Below are 23,571 nucleotides of genomic sequence, written 5' to 3' on the forward strand. Positions count from 1 at the left end.
CACGGAGACCACCGGCCGTTTCGACGGCCGGTGGTCTCCGCGCCCTGCCCGGCCCGGTGCCTCACGGCGTCGTGATCACCGGCCGCGGCGCCGTCGGCATCTTGTTGCCGATGAAGAAGCTCGGGTGCGGAGGCTGGTTGTAGGCGGTGTTCTGCCAGGCCAGGCCCGTGCGGTACATCGTGTCGTGGAGCAGGGTCGTGATGCGGGTGCTCGTCTCGATCGGGGTCGAGTAGATGCGCAGGGCCGTGTTGTCCGTCGTCGGCCAGACGACCTCCTCGCGCCAGTCGCCGAGGATGTCGCCGGACAGCGACGGGGTGGCCTTCGTGGAGTTGTTGGAGTGGACGCCCGAGGCGGTCAGCAGGCGGGTGTCGGACGAGGTGCCGTACTTGTCGATGTGGGTGCCGTCGAGGAGTTCACGGGTGGTGTCGCCGTCCCACCAGGAGAGGAAGTTGACGGAGGACGGCTCGCGGCCCTTGGTCGCGCCCGCCTCGTCGCGGATGGAGGTGTCGGACGCCGACCAGACCTCGGCGCCGTCGTTGCCCGCGTAGATGTCGCCCGCGACACCGCGCCCGTTGTCGCAGCAGGCGGCGAGCTTCCACTTGACCGTGCCGTTCGACGGGTCGATGTAGAGCTCGGCCGGCTGCGACGCGGACTCCGAGACCTTGAAGTATTCGAGTCCGGGCGAGGACGGGTCCAGGTCGCCCAGGTGCTGGGCGTCGCCGTGGCCGGTCTTCGTCGTCCACAGGCCGCTGCCGTTGTCGTCGACCGCCATCGCGCCGTAGACGATCTCGTCCTTGCCGTCCGCGTCGACGTCGCCGACGGACAGACTGTGGGAGCCCTGACCGTCGTACCCCTTGCCGGAGTTGGTGGAGGAGTTCGTGTCGAAGGTCCAGCGACGGGTGAACTGCCCGCCGCGCCAGTCCCAGGCCGCGATCACGGTCCGCGTGTAGTAGCCGCGGGCCTCGATGAGGGAGGGGCGGGAGCCGTCCAGATAGGCCGTGCCGGCGAGGAAGCGGTCGACGCGGTTGCCGTACGAGTCGCCCCACGAGGAGACGGTGCCGCGCGCGGGGACGTAGTCGACGGAGCCCATCGCGGCGCCGGTCTGCCCGTTGAACATCGTCAGGTACTCGGGGCCGGAGAGGACGTAGCCGCTGGAATTGCGGTGGTCGGCGGAGGCGCTGCCGATAACCGCGCCCTTGCCGTCGACCGTGCCGTCGGCCGACTTCATGGCGACCTCGGCCTTGCCGTCGCCGTCGTAGTCGTACACCTGGAACTGGGTGTAGTGGGCGCCCGAGCGGATGTTCCGGCCCAGGTCGATCCGCCACATCCGGGTGCCGTCGAGCTTCACCGCGTCGACGATCGTGTTGCCGGTGTAGCCGGACTGGGAGTTGTCCTTGGCGTTCGTGGGCTGCCACTTGAGGACGAACTCCAGGACGCCGTCGCCGTCGAGGTCGCCCACGGAGGCGTCGTTCGCCTCGTAGGTGTAGGCGACGCCGTCGGGGGTCGTGCCGCCGGCCGGTGGCGTGATCGGGACGTCCTTGTAGCCGGTGCGGAACTGGACGGCGTGCGCCGAGTCGGCCTGCTCGACGCCGTTCACGATCGCGCGGACCGTGTAGTCGGCGGAGTTGGGGGCGCCGGAGTGGAAGAAGTTCGTCGAGCCGGTGACCGGCGTCGCGTTCACCTTCGTACCGGCCCGGTAGACGTTGAACGACACGCTGTCGGGGTCGGTGCCGAGCCAGCGCCAGCTGACCAGGTTGCCGGCGTCGGTGTGCACGCTGACCAGTCCGCGGTCCAGCTTCTCGGCCTGCCGCGCGGTGGCGGCGGAGGCGTCGTCGCCGGGCAGGAAGGTGATCCCGGCCGCGGCGAGGGCGGCGGCCGCGGCGGTCGCGATCAGCAGGCGGGGGCGTCTGCGGTGGGTGCGGGCCATAGGTGGGCTCCTGGGGGAGGAACGTGCGGGTGCTGTCGCCCAGTCAGTCGCCGCTGTACGGAGATCAGTTGCCGCTCGCGTACAGCTGGGCCAGCCTCTTCCCCGTCGCCGCGATCCGCCCGCGCAGCTCGGCCGGTTCGACCACCTCGATGTCCGCGCCGAGCCGGAGGAACTCGTCGTGGGCGTGCGCGATCGACTCGATGGGCAGCACGGCACGGGTCCAGCCGTCGCCCTCGGTGCGACCTGTCGTGCGGGCGGCCCGAGCGGCGGCGCCGGTGAGGCGGTCGGCCGCGCCGGGCGCCAGGCGCACCACGGCCTCGCCGGAGTGCAGCCGCCGGTGGAAGTCCTCCTGGTACGCCGTCCAGTACGCGGCCAGGTCGAAGTCATCGGGCGGCGTGAACTCCCTGTCGGTGGAGTGGAGTTCGAGGATCTGGTCCACGCGGTAGGTCCGCGGCGGGCCGCTTCCGGCGGACGCCACCACGTACCAGCGGCCGGCCTTCAGGACGAGCCCGTACGGCTCCAGCGTCCGCTCCACTTCCGTGGGTTCGCGCCAGCGGCGGTAGACGACCCGCAGCACCTGCCGCTCCCACACGGCGGACGCCACGGCCGGCAGATGCTCCGTCGCCTCCTCCTGCGCGTACCAGCCGGGCGCGTCCAGGTGGAAGCGCGCGCTGATCCGGTCGGCGTGCGCCCGCAGCTCGGCGGGGAGCGCGGCCCGCACCTTGAGCTGCGCGGCGGCGAGCACCGGTCCGAGCCCGAGGTCGGCGGCGGGCCCCGGCGCCCCGGCGAGGAAGAGGGCCTCGGCCTCTTCGCCGGTCAGGCCGGTCAGCCGGGTGCGGTAGCCGTCGACCAGGCGGTAGCCGCCCGCGTGCCCGGAGTCGCCGTACAGCGGGATCCCGGCCGCGTGCAGCGCCTCGACGTCCCGGTAGACGGTACGGACGGAGACCTCCAGTTCGGCGGCCAGCTGGGCGGCCGTCATCAGCCCCCTCGTCTGGAGCAGGAGCAGGATCGAGACGAGACGCCGGGACTTCACTGACACAGGATGTCAGTGAAGCGGCCTTAGCGTCCCGCCATGACCTTCGAGGAGAAGCTGCTGACGGTCCCTCCGCCCATCGAGGTGGCGGGCCGTCGCATCAAGCGCTACCACGTGACCACCGACCCGCGCGGCATCGAGCCCGATGTCGAGAAGGCGGCGTACGCGATCCTGCCGTCGCTGCTGCCGGAGCCGGACGGCACCCCGCCCGCCACGTTCGTCGTGCTGCACCGGGGCGGCGACGACGGCGCGTACCTGAACGCGTACAGCTGGGTGTGGGACAACGTCCTGCACTTCCGGGGCGCCGCCGCGGGGCAACCGGCGCTCGATTGCCCGGACCTCGACCCGGCCCACTTCGTCCTGACGGAACCGTCGCGACGGCCGTGGATCGGCTGTGTGTGGGAGCTGCCGCCCCTCCTGCACGAACGGGACGCCTGGGTACGGCACATGCTGGCCCCCGACCGGCCCGCGCTCGACGCCTACGTGCACGACAGCCTGCCCGAGGGCACCACCGGAGGACGCTCATGAGCACCGCCCACGACTTCGACTTCTTCTTCGGCGCATGGGATGTCGCGCACCGCCGGCGCCGCTCCTTCCTCGACCCGGACAGCGGCTGGGAGGAGTTCGACGCGACGAGCAGGTGCCGGCCGCTGTTCGGCGGGGCGGCGAACATCGACGAGATGCCGGTGCCCGCGCAGGGCTGGACCGGTCTCACCCTGCGCCTGTTCGATCCGGCGACCCGGCTGTGGTCCCTGCACTGGTCGACCGACCGCACGGGCCGCCTCTTCCCGCCCGTGACCGGACGGTTCACGCGAGACGAACACGGTCCGCTCATCGGCGAGTTCACCGGCGACGACACCCACGACGGGGAGGAGGTGCGGGCACGGTTCACCTGGTCCGGGATCAGCGCGACGACGGCCCGCTGGGAGCAGGCGTTCTCCCTGGACGAGGGCGCGACGTGGCTGTCGAACTGGTCGATGGACTTCACCCGGCGCGCCACCGGGCAGGCGGATTCCGTCGAACTTGCTTGACTTCGCGTGCACTTGAAGACGTTGACTCCCTGTCGTGGTCCGGCGCGCATCCAGCGACCGGACCGCCCGACAGGGGGGATCTCCCATGAAGTACCGCACGATCGGCGCCGACCCGGCGCGCCGCCGCGAGGTCAGCGTGTTCAGCCTCGGCGCCATGCTGTTCGGCACGGCCACCGACGAGAAGACGTCGTTCGCGATTCTCGACCGGTACGTGGAGGCGGGCGGCACGTTCGTCGACACGTCCGACAACTACGCGTTCTGGGTCGACGGCACGGTCGGCGGCGAGAGCGAGACGCTGCTCGGCAACTGGCGGCGCAGCCGCGGCATTGGCGACGAGATCGTCATCGCCACGAAGCTGGGCGCGGCTCCGCTGGCGCCGGGCACCGGATACATCGACAACCCTGAGGGGCTGTCCGCGGCGGCGATCCGCTCGGCCGTGGAGGGCAGCAGGGCGCGGCTCGGCGTCGAGCGCCTCGATCTGCTGTACGCGCACATCCCGGACCCGAAGGTCGAACTCACCGAGACCGTGCGGGAGTTCGGCGCTCTCGTGCAGGAGGGGACGGTCGGGCTGCTCGGGGTCTCCAACCACTGGGCCTGGCAGGTGGAGCGGGCGCGGGCGATCGCCCGCGCCGAGGGCCTGGCCGGGTACGAGGTGCTGCAGTACCAGCACAGCTATCTGCGGCACCGCACCGACCTGCCCAGCGAGCTGTCCCCGGACGGGGTGTCCGCCACCGCCGACGGCAATCTGCTCAGCATGGTGCGGGCGGAGCGGGATCTCACGCTCGTCGCCTATTCGCCGCTGCTGACCGGCGCGTACGTGCGGGAGGACAAGCCGCTGGGCGCGGGCCACGACCACGGCAGCCGGGAGGCCCGGCGCACGGCGCTGCGCGAGGTCGCCAAGTCGTCCGGCGCGACGGTCAACCAGGTCGTCCTCGCCTGGATGCTGGGCGCCGACGTGCCGGCGGTGCCGCTGGTCGGCGCGTCGTCTGTCGCGCAGCTGGAGGAGAGCCTGGGCGCGGTGGACCTGGAGCTGACCGAGGAGGAGCGGGCGCGGCTGAACGCGGCCTGAGCCCCGCCCACCAGGCGCTCCCGCCCGGCCCTTGTCCTCGTCCGACCTCCGGTGTCACCATCGGTCCGAAATGACCGGGCGGCACGACGGAGGACGTATGGGAACGGGCACGAGGCGGGCGGGCGGCGCGCTCGCGATCGGCGCGGCGGTCGCGGGACTGGGCGCCGGGGCGAGCTGGCTGTGGCGGAATCAGGCGGCCGTCGCGTTCTCCCGGCCGGTCAACGAGTGGGCGTTCACGCACATGTCCGCGGTGCTGCCCTCGGAGACCGTGCCGCGCGCGTCGACGTCGCGGCCCCTGCCGTTCGAGCCGGGCCTGCGCGGCTTCACGTACGAGCACCGGGGCGCGCGGCGCACCCTGGCGGAGCTGCACGCGCGCACCCACACGACCGGGTTCGCCGTGCTGCACCGCGGCGCCCTGGTGCACGAGGAGTACCCGGGCCGGTTCGCCTCGCCGAGGGCGAGGTTCCAGCTGTTCTCGCTGACCAAGTCGGTGACGTCGCTGCTCCTCGGGATCGCCCTGGAGGAGGGGACGGTCAAGGCGCTGGACGACAAGGTCGTCTCGTACCTTCCGGAGCTGGTGGGCAGCGCGTACGACGGGCCGACCGTCGAGGACCTGCTGCACATGAGCAGCGGCGTGGAGTTCGTGGAGGACTACGCCGACCCCGAGTCGTCGTTCGCCCGGTTCGAGCGGGCGGTGTCCGGCGGCGGCTCGCTGCTCGGGCTGGTGCGGTCGCTGCCCCGCGCGGCCGAGCCCGGCGGCACCTTCAACTACTCGACCGTGGACTCCCAGGTCCTCGGCTGGATCCTCGAAGCGGCGACCGGCACGACCCTCGCGCAGTACGCGCACAGCCGCCTGTGGAGCCGGATCGGCACGGAGCGGGACGCGTACTACTTCCTCACCCGGAGCCGTCCGCGCACCGCGCTCGGCGGCGGCTCGCTCAACGCGGCGGTGCGGGACATGGCCCGGGTCGGCCTGGTCATGGCGCGCGGCGGCGAGCTGGACGGGCGGCGGATCGTGCCCGCCGCGTGGGTCGCGCGCAGCCGCGGCGCCGGCCTCGCGCACCTGGCGCCCGGGGCGCTGGGGGCGGACCTGCCCCGGCACTACGGGTACGCGAACCAGTGGTGGACGCTGGACGGCGAGCGCCGGTCGTTCACCGGGATCGGGATCCACGGGCAGTACCTGTGGGTCGACCCGGACGCCGACGTCGTCGTGGTGAAGACCAGCGCGTGGAACACGGCGGAGGACGAGGACAAGGACGCGGAGACGGTGGCCGCGCTCACCGCTCTGGTGGCCCGCCTGGAGGCGGGCGCCGGTCGTTAGGATGACGGACATGAGCGCGTCCCGGGCGAAAGCCGCACCGCAGGCCCCGGCCCGGCGCGGCCGCCCGCCGTCCACCTCGCTCAACCAGGGCGTGATCCTGGACGCCGCGCTCGCACTCGTCGACCGCGAGGGCCCCGACGCCCTGACGCTGCGCCGGCTCGGCGCGGACCTGGGCGCCAACCACACCGCGGTGCTGCGGCACTTCGCGGGCAAGGACGAGATCCTGCTCGGCCTCGCCGAGCGGCTGATCGCGGAGGCGATGGACGGCTTCGCCCCGTCCGACGGCTGGCGGCACACGCTGGAGTCGCTGGCCCGCCGGATGCGGGCGGCCTGTCTGGCGCATCCGCGGGTGGCCGTGCTCGTCGCCACCCGGGTGGCGCGGCGCGACGCCGAGTTCCACGGCGCGGACGTGGTCGTCGGCGCCCTGCGCCGGGCCGGTTTCGGGGACCGGGACGCGGCCCGCTACTACCGCTCCCTGGTCGACACCTCGCTCGCGCTGGCCGCGTACGAGGCCTCGGTCGTCGCGCTGGGCAGCGCCTCCCGCGAGGGCGACCGGCTGGCGTGGCGGCGCGAGTACCTGGCCGTCTCCCCGGACCGCTATCCGGATCTGGCCGCGGTGGCCCCGCACCTGGCCGCGGCCGACGAGGACGACCAGTTCGAGACGACGCTGGCGCTGCTCCTGGACGCGGTGGAGCTGCGGGCGGCGCGGCGCTGACTCAGGAGGCGCCGTGCCCGGGCGCCAACTTCTCGACCCTGCGGGCGAGTTCGAAGTCCTTCTCGGTGACGGCGCCGCCCGCGTCGTGGGTGTGCACGGCGAGGGCGACCGTGTTGTAGCCGAGGGTCAGGTCGGAGTGGTGGTTCAGCTCCTCCTGCGTCTGGGCGATGTGCACGACCAGGGCGGTCGCCGCGAAGTGGCTGCTCAGGCGGTAGGTGCGGGTGATCCGGGCGCCGTCGAGCGACCAGCCGGGCAGCTCGGCGAGACGGTCCTCGATCTCCTTCTGGGAAAGCGGCTCTGTAGGCATGCCTCCAGCCTGCCACCACTTGCGGTTACGGTCTCCTCATGACGACCCGGGCGATATCCGCGAGGCGCGCGAACACCTCCGAGGTGGGCCGGCTGCTGCGCGGCTGGCGGGAGGAGCGGCGGGTCAGCCAGCTGGACCTGGCGCTGCGTGCCGACTCCTCCGCGCGGCACATCAGTTTCGTGGAGACGGGCCGCTCGCGCCCCAGCGAGGAGTTCCTGCTGCGTCTCGCCGAGCACCTGGATGTACCGGTGCGGGAGCGGAACGCGCTGCTGCTGGCGGCCGGGTACGCGCCGCGCTTCGCCGAGACCTCCCTCGACGACCCGTCGCTGGGCGCGCTGCGCGCGGGCCTCGACCAGCTGCTGCGCGGCTACGAGCCCTATCCGGCGCTGATCGTGGACGCGACGTACGACGTGATCGCGGCCAACCGCGGCGTCGCGCTCCTGATGGAGTCGCTGCCGGACCATCTGCTGGCGGCCGAGCCGATGAACGCGATGCGGCTCACGCTCCACCCGGAGGGCCTGGCGCCGCGGATCAGGAACCTGCGCGCGTGGCGCGGGCATCTCCTGGCGCAGATGGAGCGGCAGATCGCACTGGCCCGGTCCACGGCGCTGCGCGCGCTGTACGACGAGGTGGCCGCCTATCCGGTGCCGGAGCGGGACGAGGACCCCGGGCCGGCGGGCGACGTCCCTTACTTCGCGCTGCCGATGGTCATCGAGCACGATGGGCACGTGCTGTCGTTCGTGTCGTCGATCTCGACGTTCAACACCCCGATGGACGTGACCGTCGCCGAGCTGGCCGTCGAGACGCTGCTCCCGGCCGACCCGGCGACCGTGAAGTATCTCCGGAGGAACGCGGGCTGACAGCGGACACGCCGTAGTCCGTCCGGCCCGAATCCGACCACCCCGGCAACCCGTACGGCCCTCACCGCATGTGCTCCCGCCGCCCCGCGCCTAGCGTGCGAAGGACGGATACCGAGGGAGCAGACGGTGACTGACACGACGGGCACCCCGGCCGAGCCGGACGTGGCGCTGTTGAAGGCCGGCCGGTTCTTCCGGCGCGGGAAGGCCGCCGAGGACCTGCACAGCGTGCGGATCAAGGGCGGCAGGGACGGGGACGTCTTCTACCGGGACCGGTGGAGCCACGACAAGGTCGTGAACTCCACGCACGGCGTGAACTGCACCGGTTCGTGCCGGTGGAAGGTGTACGTCAAGGACGGCATCATCACGTGGGAGACCCAGCAGACGGACTACCCGAGCGTGGGCCCCGACCGTCCCGAGTACGAGCCGCGCGGCTGTCCGCGCGGAGCGGCGTTCTCCTGGTACACGTACTCGCCGACGCGGGTGCGCTACCCGTACATCAGGGGCGTGCTCCTGGAGCTGTACCGGGAGGCGAAGGCGCGGCTGAAGGACCCGGTGCTCGCGTGGGCGGACATCCAGGGTGACCCCGAGCGGCGCACGAGGTACCAGCAGGCGCGGGGCAAGGGCGGCCTGGTGCGGGCCACCTGGGACGAGGCCGTGGAGATCGTCGCCGCCGCGCACGTCCACACCATCAAGACGTACGGGCCCGACCGCGTCGCCGGCTTCTCGCCCATTCCCGCGATGTCGATGGTGTCGCACGCGGCGGGCGCCCGGTTCATGTCGCTGATCGGCGCGCCGATGCTGTCGTTCTACGACTGGTACGCGGACCTGCCCGTCGCCTCCCCGCAGGTGTTCGGCGACCAGACGGACGTGCCGGAGTCGGGCGACTGGTGGGACGCGGCCTACCTGATGATGTGGGGCTCGAACGTCCCGGTCACCCGGACCCCGGACGCGCACTGGATGGCCGAGGCCCGCTACCGCGGCCAGAAGGTCGTCGCCGTGTCGCCGGACTACGCGGACAACACCAAGTTCGCCGACGAGTGGCTGCACCCGCACCCGGGGACCGACGGGGCGCTCGCCCTCGCCATGGGGCACGTCATCCTCAAGGAGTTCTTCGTCGACCGTGAGACACCGTTCTTCACGGACTACGTCAAGAAGTTCACCGACCTGCCGTTCCTCGTGACGCTGGACGAGCGCGACGGCGCCTACGTCCCGTCGAAGTTCCTGCGCGCCGCCGATCTCGGCCAGGGCGGCGAGGGCGCCGAGTGGAAGACGGCCGTGCTCGACGAGGCGACCGGTCTGCCCGTCGTCCCGAACGGCTCGCTGGGCTTCCGCTGGACCGAGTCGGGCGCCGGCAAGTGGAACCTCGAACTGGGCAACATCAAGCCACAGTTGAGCCTGCACGACAGTGACGTCGCCCGCGGCGTCGAGGTACTGCTGCCGCGCTTCGACACCGACGGCGGCACCCACGGGCAGGGCCGCGGCGACACCGTGCGGCGCGGGGTGCCCGCGACCCGGCTCGGCGGCCCCGAAGGGCCGCTGGTCACCACCGTCTTCGACCTGCTGCTCGCCCAGTACGGCGTCGGCCGCGACGGGCTGCCGGGCCAGTGGCCGGCGTCGTACGAGGACGGGGAGACCCCGGGCACGCCCGGCTGGCAGGAGGCGCACACCTCGGTGCCCGCCGCGAAGTGCGTGAAGATCGCCCGGGAGTTCGCGCAGACCGCGGAGAAGTCACGCGGCCGCTGCATGATCCTCATGGGCGCCGGCACCAACCACTGGTTCCACTCCGAGACCATCTACCGCGGTTTCCTCGCCCTGCTCCAGCTCACCGGCTGCCAGGGCAGGAACGGCGGCGGCTGGGCGCACTACGTGGGGCAGGAGAAGTGCCGCCCGGTGACCGGCTGGGCCTCGCTGGCCTCCGCCAACGACTGGTCGCGGCCGCCCCGGCAGATGATCGGCGCCGCGTACTGGTTCACCAACACCGACCAGTGGCGCTACGACAAGTTCGGCGCGGACGTGCTCGCCTCGCCGCTCGGCAAGGGCGCCTTCGAGGGCATGACGGGCGCCGACTGCCTCGCCCTGTCGGCCCGTACGGGCTGGATGCCGTCGTACCCGACGTTCGACCGCAACTCCCTCGACCTCGGCGAGCAGAGCGTCGAGGACACCGTCGCCGAACTCAAGGCGGGCAGCCTGAAGTTCGCCTGCGAGGATCCGGACGCGCCCGAGAACTGGCCGCGCGTGCTGACCCTGTGGCGGGCCAATCTGCTCGGCTCCTCCGCGAAGGGCGCCGAGTACTTCACCAAGCACCTCCTCGGCACCCACTCCTCCCTGCGGGCCGAGGAGGCCGCGCCCGAGGAGCGGCCCACGACGGTGACCTGGCGGGACGAGGCCCCCGAGGGCAAGCTCGACCTGCTGCTCTCCCTCGACTTCCGCCAGACCTCGTCGACCCTGCTGTCCGACGTCGTGCTGCCCGCCGCGACCTGGTACGAGAAGCACGACCTGTCGTCGACCGACATGCACCCCTACGTGCACTCGTTCACCCCGGCCGTGGACCCGCCGTGGCAGGCCCGCACCGACTTCGACACGTTCAAGGCGCTCGCGGAGAAGCTGAGCACGCTGGCCGCGGGCCATCTGGACACCCGCAAGGACCTGGTCGCGGCGCCGCTCCAGCACGACACCCCGGGCGAGATCGCGCAGCCCGGCGGTGTGGTCCTCGACTGGCGCAAGGGCGAGTGCGAGCCGGTGCCCGGCAAGACGCTGCCGAACCTGGTGGTCGTCGAGCGGGACTACACGGCGATCGGCGCGAAGTTCGGCTCGCTGGGCCCGCTCGTCGAGCGGCTCGGCCTGCCCGCCAAGGGGATCATGCTCAAGCCCGACCAGGAGGTCGAGGAGCTGCGCGAGCGCAACGGCGTGGTGCGCGGCGGGCCGGCCGACGGGCGGCCCCTCCTCGACACGGCGGTGAAGGCGGCGAACACCATCCTCGCCCTGTCCGGCACCACCAACGGACGGCTTGCCACCCAGGGTTTCCACACCCTCGAGGCCCGGACCGGACAGGGCATGGCGCACCTGGCCGCCGAGCACGAGGGCAAGCGCGTCACGTACGCGGACACCCAGGCCGCCCCGGTGCCGGTGATCACGTCGCCGGAGTGGTCGGGCAGCGAGTCGGGCGGGCGCCGCTACACCGCGTTCACCCTCAACACCGAGCACCTGAAGCCCTGGCACACCCTCACCGGCCGCCAGCACTTCTTCATCGACCACGACTGGATGCACGAGCTGGGCGAGGCGCTGCCCGTCTACCGGCCGCCGCTGGACATGAACCGGCTCTTCGGCGAGCCGAACCTCGGCCCGGACGGCGAGAAGGAGGTGACGGTCCGCTACCTCACGCCGCACAACAAGTGGTCGATCCACTCCGAGTACCAGGACAACCTGTTCATGCTCGCCCTGTCCCGCGGCGGCCAGTCGATCTGGATGTCCCCGCAGGACGCCGGCTCCATCGGCGTCAAGGACAACGACTGGATCGAGGCGGTCAACAGGAACGGCGTGGTCGTGGCCCGCGCGATCGTCTCGCACCGGATGCCGGCCGGCACGGTCTACATGCACCACGCGCAGGAACGCACGGTCAACGTGCCGAAGGCCGAGGCGACCGGCAAGCGCGGCGGCATCCACAACTCGCTCACCCGGCTGATCCTCAAGCCGTCCCATCTCATCGGCGGATACGCCCAGTTGAGCTGGGCGTTCAACTACCTCGGCCCGACGGGCAACCAGCGGGACGAAGTGACCGTCATCCGGCGCCGCTCGCAGAAGGTGGAGTACTGAACCCATGCGCATCATGGCTCAGATCGCGATGGTCATGAACCTCGACAAGTGCATCGGCTGCCACACCTGCTCGGTCACCTGCAAGCAGGCGTGGACCAACCGCAACGGCATGGAGTACGTCTGGTTCAACAACGTCGAGACCCGCCCGGGGCAGGGCTATCCGCGCCGCTACGAGGACCAGGAGAAGTGGCGCGGCGGCTGGGAGCTGAACAAGAAGGGCGCCCTGCAGCTGAAGGGCGGCGGCCGCTTCAAGAAGCTGCTCGGCATCTTCTCCAACCCCAAGCTGCCGGAGATCAAGGACTACTACGAGCCCTGGACGTACGACTACAAGAACCTCACCGACGCCCCGCTCGGCGACGACTACCCGGTGGCGCAGCCCCGCTCGCAGATCACCGGCAAGCCGATGAAGATCGAGTGGTCGTCGAACTGGGACGACAACCTGGGCGGCGCGACGCAGTACGGCGATCTCGACCCGATGGTGGAGAAGACCCGTGAACAGGCAGCGGAGAAGGTCAAGTTCGCCTTCGAGCAGACCTTCATGTTCTATCTTCCGCGGATCTGCGAGCACTGCCTGAATCCGTCGTGCGTGGCGTCCTGCCCCTCGGGCGCGATGTACAAGCGCGAGGAGGACGGCATCGTCCTCGTCGACCAGGACAGCTGTCGCGGCTGGCGGATGTGCGTGACGGGCTGCCCGTACAAGAAGGTCTACTTCAACCACCGCACCGGCAAGGCCGAGAAGTGCACGATGTGCTACCCGCGCCTCGAGGTCGGCCTGCCGACCGTGTGCTCGGAGACCTGTGTGGGCCGGCTGCGCTATCTCGGCGTCATCCTCTACGACGCCGACAAGGTCACCGAAGCGGCCCAGACCAAGGACGATCACGCCCTGTACGAGGCGCAGTTGGGCGTCTTCCTCGATCCGGAGGATCCGGAGGTGCGGCGCGCGGCCGAGCAGGCCGACATCCCCTTCGACTGGATCGAGGCGGCCCGCCGCTCGCCGGTCCACGCGCTCATCAGCAAGTACAAGGTGGCGCTCCCGCTGCACCCGGAGTACCGGACGATGCCGATGGTCTGGTACATCCCGCCACTCTCCCCCGTCGTCGACGCGCTCACCGAGACCGGCCACGACGGGGAGGACGTGGCGAACCTGTTCGGCGCCATCGACACCCTGCGCATCCCCCTCGAATACCTGGCGGAGATCTTCACCGCGGGCGATGTGAAGCCCGTGCGCTCCTCCCTGGAGAAGCTGGCGGCGATGCGCTCGCACATGCGGGCCATCAACCTCGGCGACCGGCCCGACTCCGCGATCTCCGAACAGGTGGGCATGTCGGCCGTGGAGATCGAGGAGATGTACCGGCTCCTCGCCATCGCCAAGTACGAGGACCGCTACGTCATCCCGACCGCGGCCATCGGCGACGCGCAGCGCCTGGAGGAGTCCGCGCTGCCGGACTCCTGCTCGCTGGAGTACGAGGACGGGCCCGGCATGGGCGGCGAGGGCCCCTTCGGCGCCGACTCCGGTTCCACGACCGGTGGCCGCAGGCTGCTGCCCGTCGTCTCCGTGGAGAGCTTCCATCTGACCAAGCGCCGGCAGACCGCCGACGACCCGGAGGAGACCTGATGACCGACCGGACCTCCCTGCTGTTCCAGGCGGCGGCGCTCTGTCTCACGTACCCGGACGAGGAGCTGTACGAGCGGCTGCCGCTGGTGCGCGCCGCCGCGCCGGAGCTCGCGCCGTTCGTCGACCACGCCGAGGCCACCGCGGTGCAGGAACTGGCCGCCCACTACGTCCAGGTCTTCGACTTCAAGAACCGGCACAGCCTGTACCTGACGTGGTGGCGCGACGGCGACACCCGCAGGCGCGGGATGTCGCTGGTGGAGATGAAGGAGATCTACCGCGAGCACGGCCTGGAGTTCACCGGCGAGGAACTGCCGGACTACCTGCCCGCGGTGCTCGAATTCTCGGCCCAGGCCGGCTCGTTCCTCCTGGAGGAGCACCGCAGCGGCATCGAGCTGCTGCGGCTGGCCCTCACCGAGCACGGCACCCCGTACGCGACCGTGCTGAACGCCGTGTGCCGGGCGCTGCCGGGCGCCTCGCCCAAGGACCGGGCGGCGGCGCTCGCGCTCGCCCGCTCGGGTCCGCCCCGCGAGGAGGTCGGCCTCGAACCCTTCGCGACCCTGCCGCTGATGGTGAAGGAGCACGCCCCGTGACCACCCTCATCTGGGGCGTCCTGCCCTATGTCGCCGTCGTCCTGCTGATCGCGGGCACGATCTGGCGCTACCGCTACGACAAGTTCGGCTGGACGACCCGCTCGTCGCAGGTCTACGAGTCGAAACTGCTGAACATCGCCTCGCCCGTCTTCCACTACGGCATCCTCTTCGTCCTCGCGGGCCATCTCGTCGGGCTGTTCGTCCCGATGTCGTGGACGGAGAAGGTGGGGGTCAGCGAGCACACGTACCACATGTTCTCGCTGATCGGCGGCACGTTCGCGGGCGTTCTGACGGTCTGCGGGATCTTCATGCTGCTGTTCCGGCGCCGCTTCAAGGCCCCGGTTTTCAAGGCCACCACGCGCAACGACAAGCTCATGTACCTCGTGCTGCTCGCCGCCATCGTGCTCGGCATGACCGCCAAGCTCACCCACGCCTCGGGCAACGGCTACAACTACCGCGAGTCGATCGGCCCGTGGTCCCGCAGCCTGTTCACACTCAATCCCGACATCGACCTGATGCACGGGGTGCCGGTGCTCTACCAGATTCACGCGGTAGTGGGCATGTCACTGATTGCGCTGGTACCGTTCACGCGGCTCGTGCATATGTTCAGCGCGCCGGTGCAGTACCTGTTCCGTCCGTACGTGGTCTATCGCAGCCGCGATCCGCGGCGCCTGACCGCCAGGCCGGAGCGACGGGGGTGGGAGCGCACCGGCTCCTGATTCCTGATTCCTTTGGGGGCGTGGAGAGGTGAGTGAACGTCGGCCCGCTCCCACCGTGGGCCAGGTCGTCCTCGGCAGACGTCTGCGCGACCTGCGCGAGGCGGTGGGGCTCAAGCGGGACGAGGCGGCCCACGCGCTGCGGGTCACCGCGGCGACCATCCGCCGGATGGAGACCGCCGAGGTCGCGCTGAAGATCCCGTACGTACAGATGCTGCTGGAGCTGTACGGGGTTCCCGAGCAGGAGATCGAGGCGTTCGTCGCGCTCGCCGAGGAGGCGAACCTGCCCGGCTGGTGGCAGCGCTTCCACGACGTCCTGCCCGACTGGTTCAGCCTGTACGTCAGCCTCGAGGGCGCGGCCGAGATGATCCGCTCCTACGAACCGCACTTCGTGCCGGGCCTGTTGCAGACCGAGGAGTACGCGCGGGCGGTCTTCGACGCCGGCACGGTGGGCCGCTCCACCCCGGCCGACATCGACCGGCACGTGTCGCTGCGCATGGCCCGCCAGTCGCTGCTGACCCGCGAGGACGCCCCGCACCTGTGGGTCGTGATGGACGAGACGGCGCTGCGCCGCCCGCCGCCCGGCGACGCGGCGCTCCTCCGGGGCCAGCTGGACCGCCTGATCGAGACGGCCGCGCTCCCCCATGTGACGCTCCAGATAGCGGAGTTCGCGACGGGCCCGCACCCGGCGACGTTCGGCCCGTTCACCCTGTTCCGCTTCCCGGTCCGCGAGCTGCCCGACATGGTCTACAGCGAGTACGTGACCGGCGCCCTGTACCTGGACGCCCGCGAGGAGGTCGGCATGCACCTGGAGGTCCTGGACCACCTGGCGGCCCAGTCGGCGAGCGCGGAGCGGACGCTGGAGATCCTGCGGAAGATGCGCGCGGAGCTGTAGGCCGTCAGGCGGCACCTCCCTTGTCATCACCTTTGTCGTAGGTGTCGTCGTCGACGATCTCGGCATCGACGACGTCCTCGGAGGTCCCCTGCCCCGGCGCCTCTTCCTGCCGCGAACCGCCGGACGCCTGCGCGTACATGGCCTGTCCGACCTTCTGGCTGACGGTGGCCAGCTTGCGCACCCCGTCCTGGAGGGCGCGCGTGTCCGGCGGTTCGGCGGCCAGGGTGGTCTTCAGCTCCTCGACGGCCGTATCGACCTCTCCCCTGATCTCCGGAGGGATCCGGTCGGCGTTGTCCCGCAGGAACCGCTCCGTCTGGTAGACGAGCTGTTCGGCCTCGTTGCGGGTCTCCGCCGCCTCGCGCCGCCTGCGGTCCTCCTCCGCGTGCGCCTCCGCCTCCCGCATCATCCGGTCGATCTCGTCCTTGGGCAGGGCCGATCCCCCGGTCACGGTCATCTTCTGCTCGCGCCCGGTCGCGAGGTCCTTGGCCGATACGTGCATGATCCCGTCGGCGTCGATGTCGAAGGTCACCTCGATCTGCGGCACACCGCGCGGCGCGGGCGGCAGTCCGGTCAGGTCGAAGACGCCGAGCTTCTTGTTGTAGGCGGCGATGTCGCGCTCGCCCTGGAAGACCTGGATGCCGACGGAGGGCTGGTTGTCGGCGGCGGTGGTGAAGGTCTCCGAACGGCGGGTGGGAATGGTCGTGTTGCGCTCGATGAGCCGGGTCATGACGCCGCCCTTGGTCTCGATGCCGAGGGACAGCGGGGTCACGTCGAGGAGCAGGACGTCCTTGACGTCGCCGCGGATGACGCCGGCCTGGAGCGTGGCGCCGAGGGCGACGACCTCGTCGGGGTTGACGCCCTTGTGCGGGTCCTTGCCGGTCAGCTCCCGCACCAGGTCGGTGACGGCGGGCATCCGGGTGGAGCCGCCGACGAGGATCACGTGGTCGACGGCGGACAGCTCGACGCCCGCGTCCTTCACGGCCTGGTGGAAGGGCTTCTTGCACCGGTCGAGCAGATCGGCGGTGAGCTCCTGGAACCGGGCGCGGGTCAGCTTCTCGTCGAGGTGCAGGGGGCCGTCAGCGGACGCCGTGAGGTAGGGCAGGTTCACCGTCGTCTCGCTGGACGAGGACAGCTCGATCTTCGCCTTCTCGGCACCCTCGCGCAGTCGCTGCACGGCCATCTTGTCGCCGCCGAGGTCGATGCCGTGCGCGCTCTTGAACTGCCGGACGAGATGGTCGACGACGCGCTGGTCCCAGTCGTCGCCGCCCAGCCGGGTGTCGCCGTTGGTGGCCTTGACCTCGATGACGCCCTCGCCGATCTCCAGGAGGGAGACGTCGAAGGTGCCGCCGCCGAGGTCGAAGACGAGGACGGTCTGCTCGTCGCCCTTGTCGAGGCCGTACGCGAGGGCGGCCGCGGTCGGCTCGTTGATGATGCGCAGCACCTTCAGACCGGCGATCTCACCGGCTTCCTTGGTGGCCTGGCGCTGGGCGTCGTCGAAGTAGGCGGGCACGGTGATGACGGCGTCGGTGACGTCCTCGCCGAGATAGGCCTCGGCGTCCCGCTTGAGCTTCTGCAGGACGCGGGCCGAGAGTTCCTGGGCGCTGTACCGGTGTCCGTCGACGGTGCCGCTCTCCGGGAAGTGCCAGCTCCCGTCTCCGATGTGGCGCTTGACGGAGCGTGCGGTGCGCTCGACGTTGGTCACGGCCTGCCGCTTGGCGACCTCGCCCACGAGCACGTCCGCGTGGGACGTCCTGGCGAAGGCGACCACGGAGGGGGTGGTCCGAGCGCCTTCCGCGTTGGCGACGACGGTGGGCTCACCGCCCTCCAGTACGGCCACCACCGAGTTCGTCGTGCCGAGATCGATACCGACCGCACGCCCCATGACGCGCCTCCTGTCCCCTGCGTGGCCCGCTCACGTCGCTCCGACAGTCCTGCTCTTCAGCACAAAACGTGAGCGGGCCTACGTCAAGGGCCCGGGCGGTCAGGCTCGGGCGGCCTGCCCGCCCGCGAAGTAGGCGCGCAGGCCCGGATCGAGCGGGGGCACGTCGTACGGGGTGCCGCCGTCGCGGAGCGAGCGGGTGGCCAGAGCGCCGGCGGCGACGCTCATGCGGGCCGCCACCGGATCGGTGTCGGTGACGCCGCCGTCGCGGGCGAAGCGGCAGAACTCGCCGATGATGCTCTCGTCGGCGCCGCCGTGCGAGCCCGAGGCGTCCGGCACCCGGTGGACGACGTCGGCGTCGGCGCGGTAGCCGCTCGGGCCGGTGTTCCAGACCCGCACCTCGTCGCCGGGTCGGTCGCCGAAGTTCTCCAGGCGGCCCTCGGTGCCGATGACGGTGTAGTTGCGGAAGTAGTCGGGGCTGAAGTGGCACTGCTGGTAGGCGGCGATGACGCCGTTGTCCAGGCGCATGTTCATCACCGACACGTCCTCGACGTCCACCACGTGGTGCAGGTCCTTGCGGGCGGTGGGCGGCCAGTCGAACTCCCGGAGCCAGCCGTCGGGGCGCGGGGTGTCCGGCGCCCGGCGCGGCAGGTCGCCGTAGACCATCAGGTCGCCCAGCGCGTTGACGCGGGTGGTGTAGCCGCCGGCCAGCCAGTGCACGACGTCGATGTCGTGCGCGGCCTTCTGGAGCAGCAGGCCCGTGGTGCGGCGCCGGTCGGCGTGCCAGTCCTTGAAGTAGTAGTCGCCGCCGTAACTGACGAAGTGCCGGACCCAGACGGTCTTCGGTTCGCCGATGTCGCCGCGCGCGATGATGTCGCGCATGGTGCGCACGACACCCATGTGGCGCATGTTGTGGCCCACGTAGAGGCGGGTGCCGGTCTCGTACGCGGTGCGCAGGATGGTGTCGCAGCTCTCGACGGAGATGCCGAGCGGCTTCTCCACGTAGACGGGCTTGCCGGCGCGCAGCGCCTCGCAGGCGATGGCCTCGTGGGTGTCGTCGGGAGTGGCGACGATGACGGCGTCGACGTCGGGGCTGTCGAGGAGGCTGCGGTGGTCCTCGACCGCGACGGCTCCCTCGTACCACTCGGGGACCTGGGCCCGGACCGCCGGGTCGAGGTCGGCGGCGGCCGCCACCACCGAGCCCCGGCCGGGGCGGTGGGCCGCTGTCGCGAGGTTGCGGCGCAGGCCGAGGCCGATGACGCCGATGCGGAGGTCGTCGCTCACTTGGTGCCCTTCGATATGGCCTGCTCGTACTCGTGTCGCATGGCGTCGCCCGCGGTGCGCCGCCACTTGGGCAGGACTTCTTTGCGGAAGAAGGAGAGGGGCTTGCGGCCGGCGACGATGTCCTTGATGGCCGTGTTGACCTCGTCGCTCGCGGACGCGCCCTTCTGCGCGAAGGTGTCGGAGAAGAAGCCGGTGGTCGGGTTGGCCCTGGCTATCTTCATCAGCTCGGTCTGCGCCTCGTGGATGGAGCGCGTGACGTCGGGCTTGTTCGGCAGGTAGAGGCTCTCCGGCGCGTTGCCGAAGAAGGTGATGGCCTGCCGGGTGGTGAGCACCTCGGCGTTGCCATTCTTGGTCAGCGACACGTCGCCGCTCGCGGACCGGGTGTGGTGGACGTCCTCCAGGCCGTTGTCGAGGAAGAGCCGCTCCTCGGTGCCCATGGGGGCGCTGAGGTAGTCGAGCACCTTGAGGAGCGTGGGGATACGGGACTTGGGGACGTTGTTGTTGATCGCGGTGAAGCCGACGGAGCCGTAGCCGTAGCCCCAGGTGGGCGTGATGCCCTGCTCGGCGGCGAAGGGGACGACGACCTTCTCCGGCCAGTCGTACATGGCGCTGTCGTTGAGGAAGCCGGGGAAGGACTGGACGTGCAGGCCGAGGAAGCCGCCCTCCATCTTCTCCAGGGTGGTGGTGAGGTTGGGGTCCGGCCAGAAGAGCTGCGCCCGCCGGCACGTGAGGGCGAACTCGATGCCGGCCATGAACTCGTCGGTCTCGAACGAGTGGGTCAGCTTGCCGCTTTCGAGGCGCCATCCGTTGGGCGCGCCGTGCCAGAAGGCGAACTGCTGGGCGTGGTTCACGTACGCGGGCTCCAGGACGTACTTCTTGCGCCTGGTGTCCAGGAGGTCCTTCGCCTTGTCGAGGAAGTCCTGCGCGCTGTCGAACCGCGGTCCGCCGACCGGCTTCCAGAAGTCCTCGTTGGCGACGTACACCTGGCCCATGCGGCCGTACGGCACGGCGTAGCCCCAGATCCGGCCGTTGATGACGGCGGTCTTCCAGGCGTACTCGGGGATGTTGGCGAGGTTCGGGTACTTCTTGACGGCGTCGCCGGAGAGGTACGGCGTCAGGTCGTGGAACTTCGCGCGGAGCAGGTCGGGGACGTTCTTCAGGCCCTGGTTCGGCGGGAACCACATGAGGTCCGGCAGGTCGCCGCCCGCGACGGTGGCGTTGAACTTCTCGCGGTAGACGCTGTCCGCGCCGAGGCCGTTGACGATGGTCAGCCGCAGTTCGGAGCCGAGTCGCTTGTTCAGCTCCTGCCAGTAGGCGTTCCGGTTCATCGCGGGCGCCGGAGTCGTGAAGGTCTCCGTCAGACAGGTGATCGCCTCGCCGTCGCCCGGCGCCTTGGCCACGCTCTTGACCAGGTCCTTCGGATAGCGCAGATAGGCCGGGTCGAGGCCCTCGGCGTTGCCCGCGAGATCGGGTGCGGGGACCTTCGCCGGTACGTACGTGGGGAGTTTCAGCTTGGCGGACGCCTCCGACCCGCCCGCCTGCGCCCCGCCGTCGCCGCACGCGGTGAGCAGGCCGCCGCCCGCGACGGTCAGTCCGGCGGCACCGGCGGCGCCGAGGAACCCTCTGCGATCGAGATTGCGGGAAGGCATGGTTCTCCTAAGGTGCGGTGAACAGGGTTGGGAGAAACGCGGGGTGAGAGACCGTCAGGCCTTGACGGCGCCGGTGAGCACGCCCTTGACGAAGTACTTCTGCAGGAAGGGGTAGACCGCGACGATCGGCAGCACGGCGAGGATGAGCACCGCCATGGACAGCGCCGTGGTGGCCGGCAGGACGCTCACGCCGAGCGCCTTGGCGTTGAAGGTGTCGCCCTGGATGACGTACGAGCGCAGGATGACCTGCAGCGGCAGCTTGTTGGAGTCGTTGATGTACAGCATCGCGTTGAAGAAGCTGTTCCAGTACGTGACCGCGTAGAACATGCCGACCACCGCGATGACCGCCTTGGACAGCGGCAGCACGATCCGGCACATGATCGTGAGCTCTCCCGCGCCGTCGAGCCGGGCCGCTTCGTGGAGTTCGTCGGGGATGCCCTGGAAGAAGGCCCGTACGACGATGACGTTGAAGGCGTTGAGCATGATCGGCAGGACCATGGCGCCGTAGGAGTCGATCAGGCCGAGCTCCTGGACCACCAGGTAGCTGGGGATGACGCCGGGCGTGAAGAGGAAGGTGCCGACGACCACGAGCAGCAGCGGCTTGCCGCCGAACGTCTTCGGCCGTGACAGGCCGTACGCCAGGCAGATCGTGCACAGCAGGCTGAGGGCGGTGCCGATGACGGTGACGCCGACGCTGACGAGTGCGGCCCGGGTGACGACGCCGCCGGCCAGGACCACCCGGTACGCCTCCAGGGTGGGGTGCTGCGGGATGAGGACGTAGCCGCCGTTCGCGGCGAGTTCGGCCTTGGTGGAGAGGCTGGTGCCGATCGCGAGCAGGAACGGGTAGCCGACCGCCACGATCATGGCGAGGATGACGATCAGCTTCAGGGTCTGTCCGGCGGGGCTCGGCCGCTCCATCCAGGCGGGCCGGTCCGCACGGCGGGGGCGGCGCGGGAAGCGCGGCGCGAAGGTGGTGCTCACTGGTAGACCCCCTGCTCGCCGAGTCGGTGGGCCACCTTGTTGGCGATCACGATGAGGACGAATCCGATGACGCCCTTCATCAGTCCCGCGGCGGTGGACATGCCCCAGTCGCCGTCGACGACGCCGTGGAAGTAGACGTAGGTGTCGAGCACTTCCGACGCGTCCGCGCCGACCATGTCCCGCTGGAGCAGCACCTGTTCGAAGCCGACGGAGAGGATGTCGCCGAGGCGCAGGATGAGCAGCATGACCATCACGGGGCGGATGCCCGGCAGGGTCACGTGCCACATGCGGCGCAGCCATCCGGCGCCGTCCATGGCGGCCGATTCGTAGAGCCCTGGGTCGATGGAGGCCATCGCGGCCAGGAAGATGATCGCTCCCCAGCCCGCGTCCTTCCAGATCGACTCCGAGGTCAGGAGCAGCATGAACGTGTCGGGGTTGTTCATGATGTTGCCGACGGGCACCCCGTGGTCGTTCAGCACGCTGCTGATGGTGCCGACGCCGCCGAACATCTGCTGGAAGAAGCTGACCACGACGACCCACGACAGGAAGTGCGGCAGGTAGACGATGGTCTGCATCAGGCGCCGGGTCTTGCTGCTGATCAGCGAGTTCAGGAACAGCGCGAGCAGGATCGGCGCGGGGAAGTAGAGCAGCAGCTGTACGGCGCTGATCTCCAGGGTGTTCCACACCGCGGTCCAGAACTCGGGTTCCTGGACCAGGGCCTGGAAGTTGTCCACGCCGACCCAGAGGCTGTGCATGAAGCCCAGGTACGGCTGGTAGTCCTGGAAGGCCGTGATGTTGCCGGCCAGCGGCAGGTAGCAGAAGACGGCGAAGTACAGGATGCCCGGCACGCACAGGAGCAGCAGCGTCCTGTCGCGCCGCAGTCGCTGCCGCACCGTGGGCTTACGCGTGCCGGACCCGGTATCGGGGTCCTGCCGTGCGTCTGGTGGGTCGGCCGGCCTGGGGATGGCGCGGCCGGGCGATGTGGTCGCGGGCGACGTCACATACACCTCCGGCATCGAGGGTGGCGGGGTGGGGCCGCGGGGCTCCGACACCGGCCCGCGAGGCTGGCTGAATCTTGCACCACTCAAGCCGACTGTGACAATAGGTGCTTGAAAGAGGCTCGAATCTTGCAGCTTCAATCACAAAGTCTCCTCCGGGCATGACGACGCCCCGGACCCGAGGGGTGGGTCCGGGGCGTGTCGGAGCGGGCCGGCTCAGCTCAGCTTCGCCGTGAGGGTGATCGTCGTGCCGGTGAGCGCCTGGCTGACCGGGCAGTTCTTCTTGGCGTCCTCGGCCGCGGCCTGGAAGCCCTGGTCGTCCAGGCCCGGGACGGTGCCCTCGACGATGAGGTGGATGCCGGTGATGCCCTCGCCGGGCTGGAACGTCACGTCCGCCGAGGTGACCAGCTTGGTGGGCGGGGTGCCGGCGCCGGCCAGACCGTTCGAGAGCGCCATCGAGAAGCAGGACGAGTGCGCGGCCGCGATCAGCTCTTCGGGGCTGGTCTTCCCGTTCGCCTGCTCGGCGCGGGACGGCCACGACACCGGCTGGTCGCCGATGCCGGACGAGTCGAAGGTGACGGTGCCGCTGCCCTTGAGCAGGTCGCCTTCCCACACGGTGTGCGCGGAGCGCGTGGTAGCCACGTTGGTTCCTCTCGGTGTCTGTTCTGGTGCCCCCCCATCCGACCACATCCGGGCCGCGCCGTCCTGGTACATCCGTCGTGGCTGGTCACGCAGTTGCCCCGCGCCGTTGTCGGGTTGCCGGTCGGCTGCGGCCCGGTGGGGGCTGGTCGCGCAGTTCCCCGCGCCCCTGAAACGAGCTCCGCTCGTCCAGGGGCCGAGTTCGTCGCGCGGCATCCGCGACAGCACTGTCGGATTGGCGATCTTGTA

At 70.5% G+C, this 23,571-nt stretch carries 20 protein-coding genes; 11 read left to right on the plus strand and 9 right to left on the minus strand.

The genetic code is table 11. The annotated features are described in order from the left end of the window. Positions 1 to 61 precede the first annotated feature (61 nt). Together ABZ930_RS33795 and ABZ930_RS33800 are read right to left on the minus strand one after the other, a co-directional pair. Complete coding sequence (locus ABZ930_RS33795; protein WP_361556620.1) at positions 62 to 1,927, minus strand: rhamnogalacturonan lyase; 1,866 nt, start codon at positions 1,925 to 1,927, stop codon at positions 62 to 64. 64 nt (positions 1,928 to 1,991) lie between these two features. Then, positions 1,992 to 2,960, minus strand: a complete 969-nt coding sequence (locus ABZ930_RS33800) for a YafY family protein (protein ID WP_361556623.1) — start codon at positions 2,958 to 2,960, stop codon at positions 1,992 to 1,994. A 39-nt stretch (positions 2,961 to 2,999) separates the two neighbouring features. On the opposite strand from ABZ930_RS33800, the gene ABZ930_RS33805 reads away from it, so the two are divergent. From ABZ930_RS33805 to ABZ930_RS33825, 5 genes are all read left to right on the plus strand, one after another. After that, positions 3,000 to 3,488, plus strand: a complete 489-nt coding sequence (locus ABZ930_RS33805; protein ID WP_361556626.1) for a hypothetical protein — start codon at positions 3,000 to 3,002, stop codon at positions 3,486 to 3,488. Next, on the plus strand, positions 3,485 to 3,991 hold the full coding sequence (locus ABZ930_RS33810) for a hypothetical protein (protein ID WP_361556628.1): 507 nt from the start codon (positions 3,485 to 3,487) through the stop codon (positions 3,989 to 3,991). The genes ABZ930_RS33805 and ABZ930_RS33810 overlap by 4 nt, the downstream gene beginning before the upstream one ends. Positions 3,992 to 4,076: 85 nt before the next feature. Beyond that, positions 4,077 to 5,060 (plus strand): aldo/keto reductase, encoded by a 984-nt coding sequence (locus ABZ930_RS33815; protein ID WP_361556630.1) that lies wholly within the window; start codon positions 4,077 to 4,079, stop codon positions 5,058 to 5,060. Positions 5,061 to 5,157: 97 nt separating this feature from the next. Beyond that, a complete protein-coding gene (locus ABZ930_RS33820) occupies positions 5,158 to 6,381 on the plus strand; it encodes a serine hydrolase (RefSeq protein ID WP_361556632.1) in 1,224 nt (407 codons plus the stop codon). 10 nt (positions 6,382 to 6,391) lie between these two features. Next, the gene (locus tag ABZ930_RS33825; RefSeq protein ID WP_361556635.1) at positions 6,392 to 7,096 is read left to right on the plus strand and encodes a TetR/AcrR family transcriptional regulator C-terminal domain-containing protein; all 705 of its coding nucleotides are present in this window, start codon (positions 6,392 to 6,394) and stop codon (positions 7,094 to 7,096) included. Between the two features lies 1 nt (position 7,097). On the opposite strand, the gene ABZ930_RS33830 is transcribed toward ABZ930_RS33825, so the two are convergent. Then, the gene (locus ABZ930_RS33830; protein ID WP_361556638.1) at positions 7,098 to 7,403 is read right to left on the minus strand and encodes a 4a-hydroxytetrahydrobiopterin dehydratase; all 306 of its coding nucleotides are present in this window, start codon (positions 7,401 to 7,403) and stop codon (positions 7,098 to 7,100) included. Positions 7,404 to 7,441: 38 nt separating this feature from the next. Here ABZ930_RS33830 and ABZ930_RS33835 point away from each other — a divergent pair, with 38 nt between their 5' ends. The 6 genes from ABZ930_RS33835 to ABZ930_RS33860 all read left to right on the plus strand — a co-directional run bounded on the left by ABZ930_RS33835 (position 7,442) and on the right by ABZ930_RS33860 (position 15,892). Then, positions 7,442 to 8,263, plus strand: coding sequence for a helix-turn-helix transcriptional regulator (locus ABZ930_RS33835; RefSeq protein WP_361556641.1), 822 nt, complete (start codon positions 7,442 to 7,444; stop codon positions 8,261 to 8,263). A 126-nt stretch (positions 8,264 to 8,389) separates the two neighbouring features. Then, positions 8,390 to 12,076: a nitrate reductase subunit alpha gene (locus ABZ930_RS33840; RefSeq protein WP_361556644.1), complete on the plus strand. Its 3,687-nt coding sequence runs from the start codon at positions 8,390 to 8,392 to the stop codon at positions 12,074 to 12,076. A gap of 4 nt (positions 12,077 to 12,080) precedes the next feature. Beyond that, positions 12,081 to 13,691: a nitrate reductase subunit beta gene (narH, locus tag ABZ930_RS33845; protein ID WP_361556647.1), complete on the plus strand. Its 1,611-nt coding sequence runs from the start codon at positions 12,081 to 12,083 to the stop codon at positions 13,689 to 13,691. Further along, positions 13,691 to 14,281, plus strand: coding sequence for a nitrate reductase molybdenum cofactor assembly chaperone (gene narJ / locus ABZ930_RS33850; RefSeq protein WP_361556650.1), 591 nt, complete (start codon positions 13,691 to 13,693; stop codon positions 14,279 to 14,281). Before narH ends, narJ begins: the two co-directional genes overlap by 1 nt. Then, positions 14,278 to 15,000, plus strand: a complete 723-nt coding sequence (gene narI, locus ABZ930_RS33855; RefSeq protein WP_361556653.1) for a respiratory nitrate reductase subunit gamma — start codon at positions 14,278 to 14,280, stop codon at positions 14,998 to 15,000. The genes narJ and narI overlap by 4 nt, the downstream gene beginning before the upstream one ends. A 28-nt stretch (positions 15,001 to 15,028) precedes the next feature. Continuing rightward, a complete protein-coding gene (locus tag ABZ930_RS33860) occupies positions 15,029 to 15,892 on the plus strand; it encodes a helix-turn-helix transcriptional regulator (protein ID WP_361556656.1) in 864 nt (287 codons plus the stop codon). 4 nt (positions 15,893 to 15,896) lie between these two features. Here the strand turns inward: ABZ930_RS33860 and dnaK are convergent, their stop codons facing one another. From dnaK to ABZ930_RS33890, 6 genes are all read right to left on the minus strand, one after another. Then, positions 15,897 to 17,774, minus strand: coding sequence for a molecular chaperone DnaK (gene dnaK / locus ABZ930_RS33865; protein WP_361556659.1), 1,878 nt, complete (start codon positions 17,772 to 17,774; stop codon positions 15,897 to 15,899). 99 nt (positions 17,775 to 17,873) lie between these two features. Continuing rightward, positions 17,874 to 19,055 carry a Gfo/Idh/MocA family oxidoreductase gene (locus ABZ930_RS33870; RefSeq protein ID WP_361556662.1) on the minus strand — a complete coding sequence of 394 codons (1,182 nt, stop codon included), beginning with the start codon at positions 19,053 to 19,055 and terminating at the stop codon, positions 17,874 to 17,876. Next, positions 19,052 to 20,704 (minus strand): hypothetical protein, encoded by a 1,653-nt coding sequence (locus tag ABZ930_RS33875; protein WP_361556665.1) that lies wholly within the window; start codon positions 20,702 to 20,704, stop codon positions 19,052 to 19,054. The genes ABZ930_RS33870 and ABZ930_RS33875 overlap by 4 nt, the downstream gene beginning before the upstream one ends. Before the next feature lie 54 nt (positions 20,705 to 20,758). Beyond that, positions 20,759 to 21,685, minus strand: coding sequence for a carbohydrate ABC transporter permease (locus ABZ930_RS33880; RefSeq protein ID WP_361556668.1), 927 nt, complete (start codon positions 21,683 to 21,685; stop codon positions 20,759 to 20,761). Continuing rightward, entirely contained in the window at positions 21,682 to 22,650 is a 969-nt protein-coding gene (locus tag ABZ930_RS33885) for an ABC transporter permease subunit (protein WP_361556677.1), read from the minus strand. The genes ABZ930_RS33880 and ABZ930_RS33885 overlap by 4 nt, the downstream gene beginning before the upstream one ends. A 249-nt stretch (positions 22,651 to 22,899) precedes the next feature. After that, positions 22,900 to 23,325, minus strand: coding sequence for an OsmC family protein (locus ABZ930_RS33890; protein ID WP_361556671.1), 426 nt, complete (start codon positions 23,323 to 23,325; stop codon positions 22,900 to 22,902). Between the last annotated feature and the right edge of the window lie 246 nt (positions 23,326 to 23,571).

The sequence above is a fragment of the Streptomyces sp. NPDC046716 genome (genome assembly GCF_040645755.1).
GTDB lineage: Bacteria > Actinomycetota > Actinomycetes > Streptomycetales > Streptomycetaceae > Streptomyces.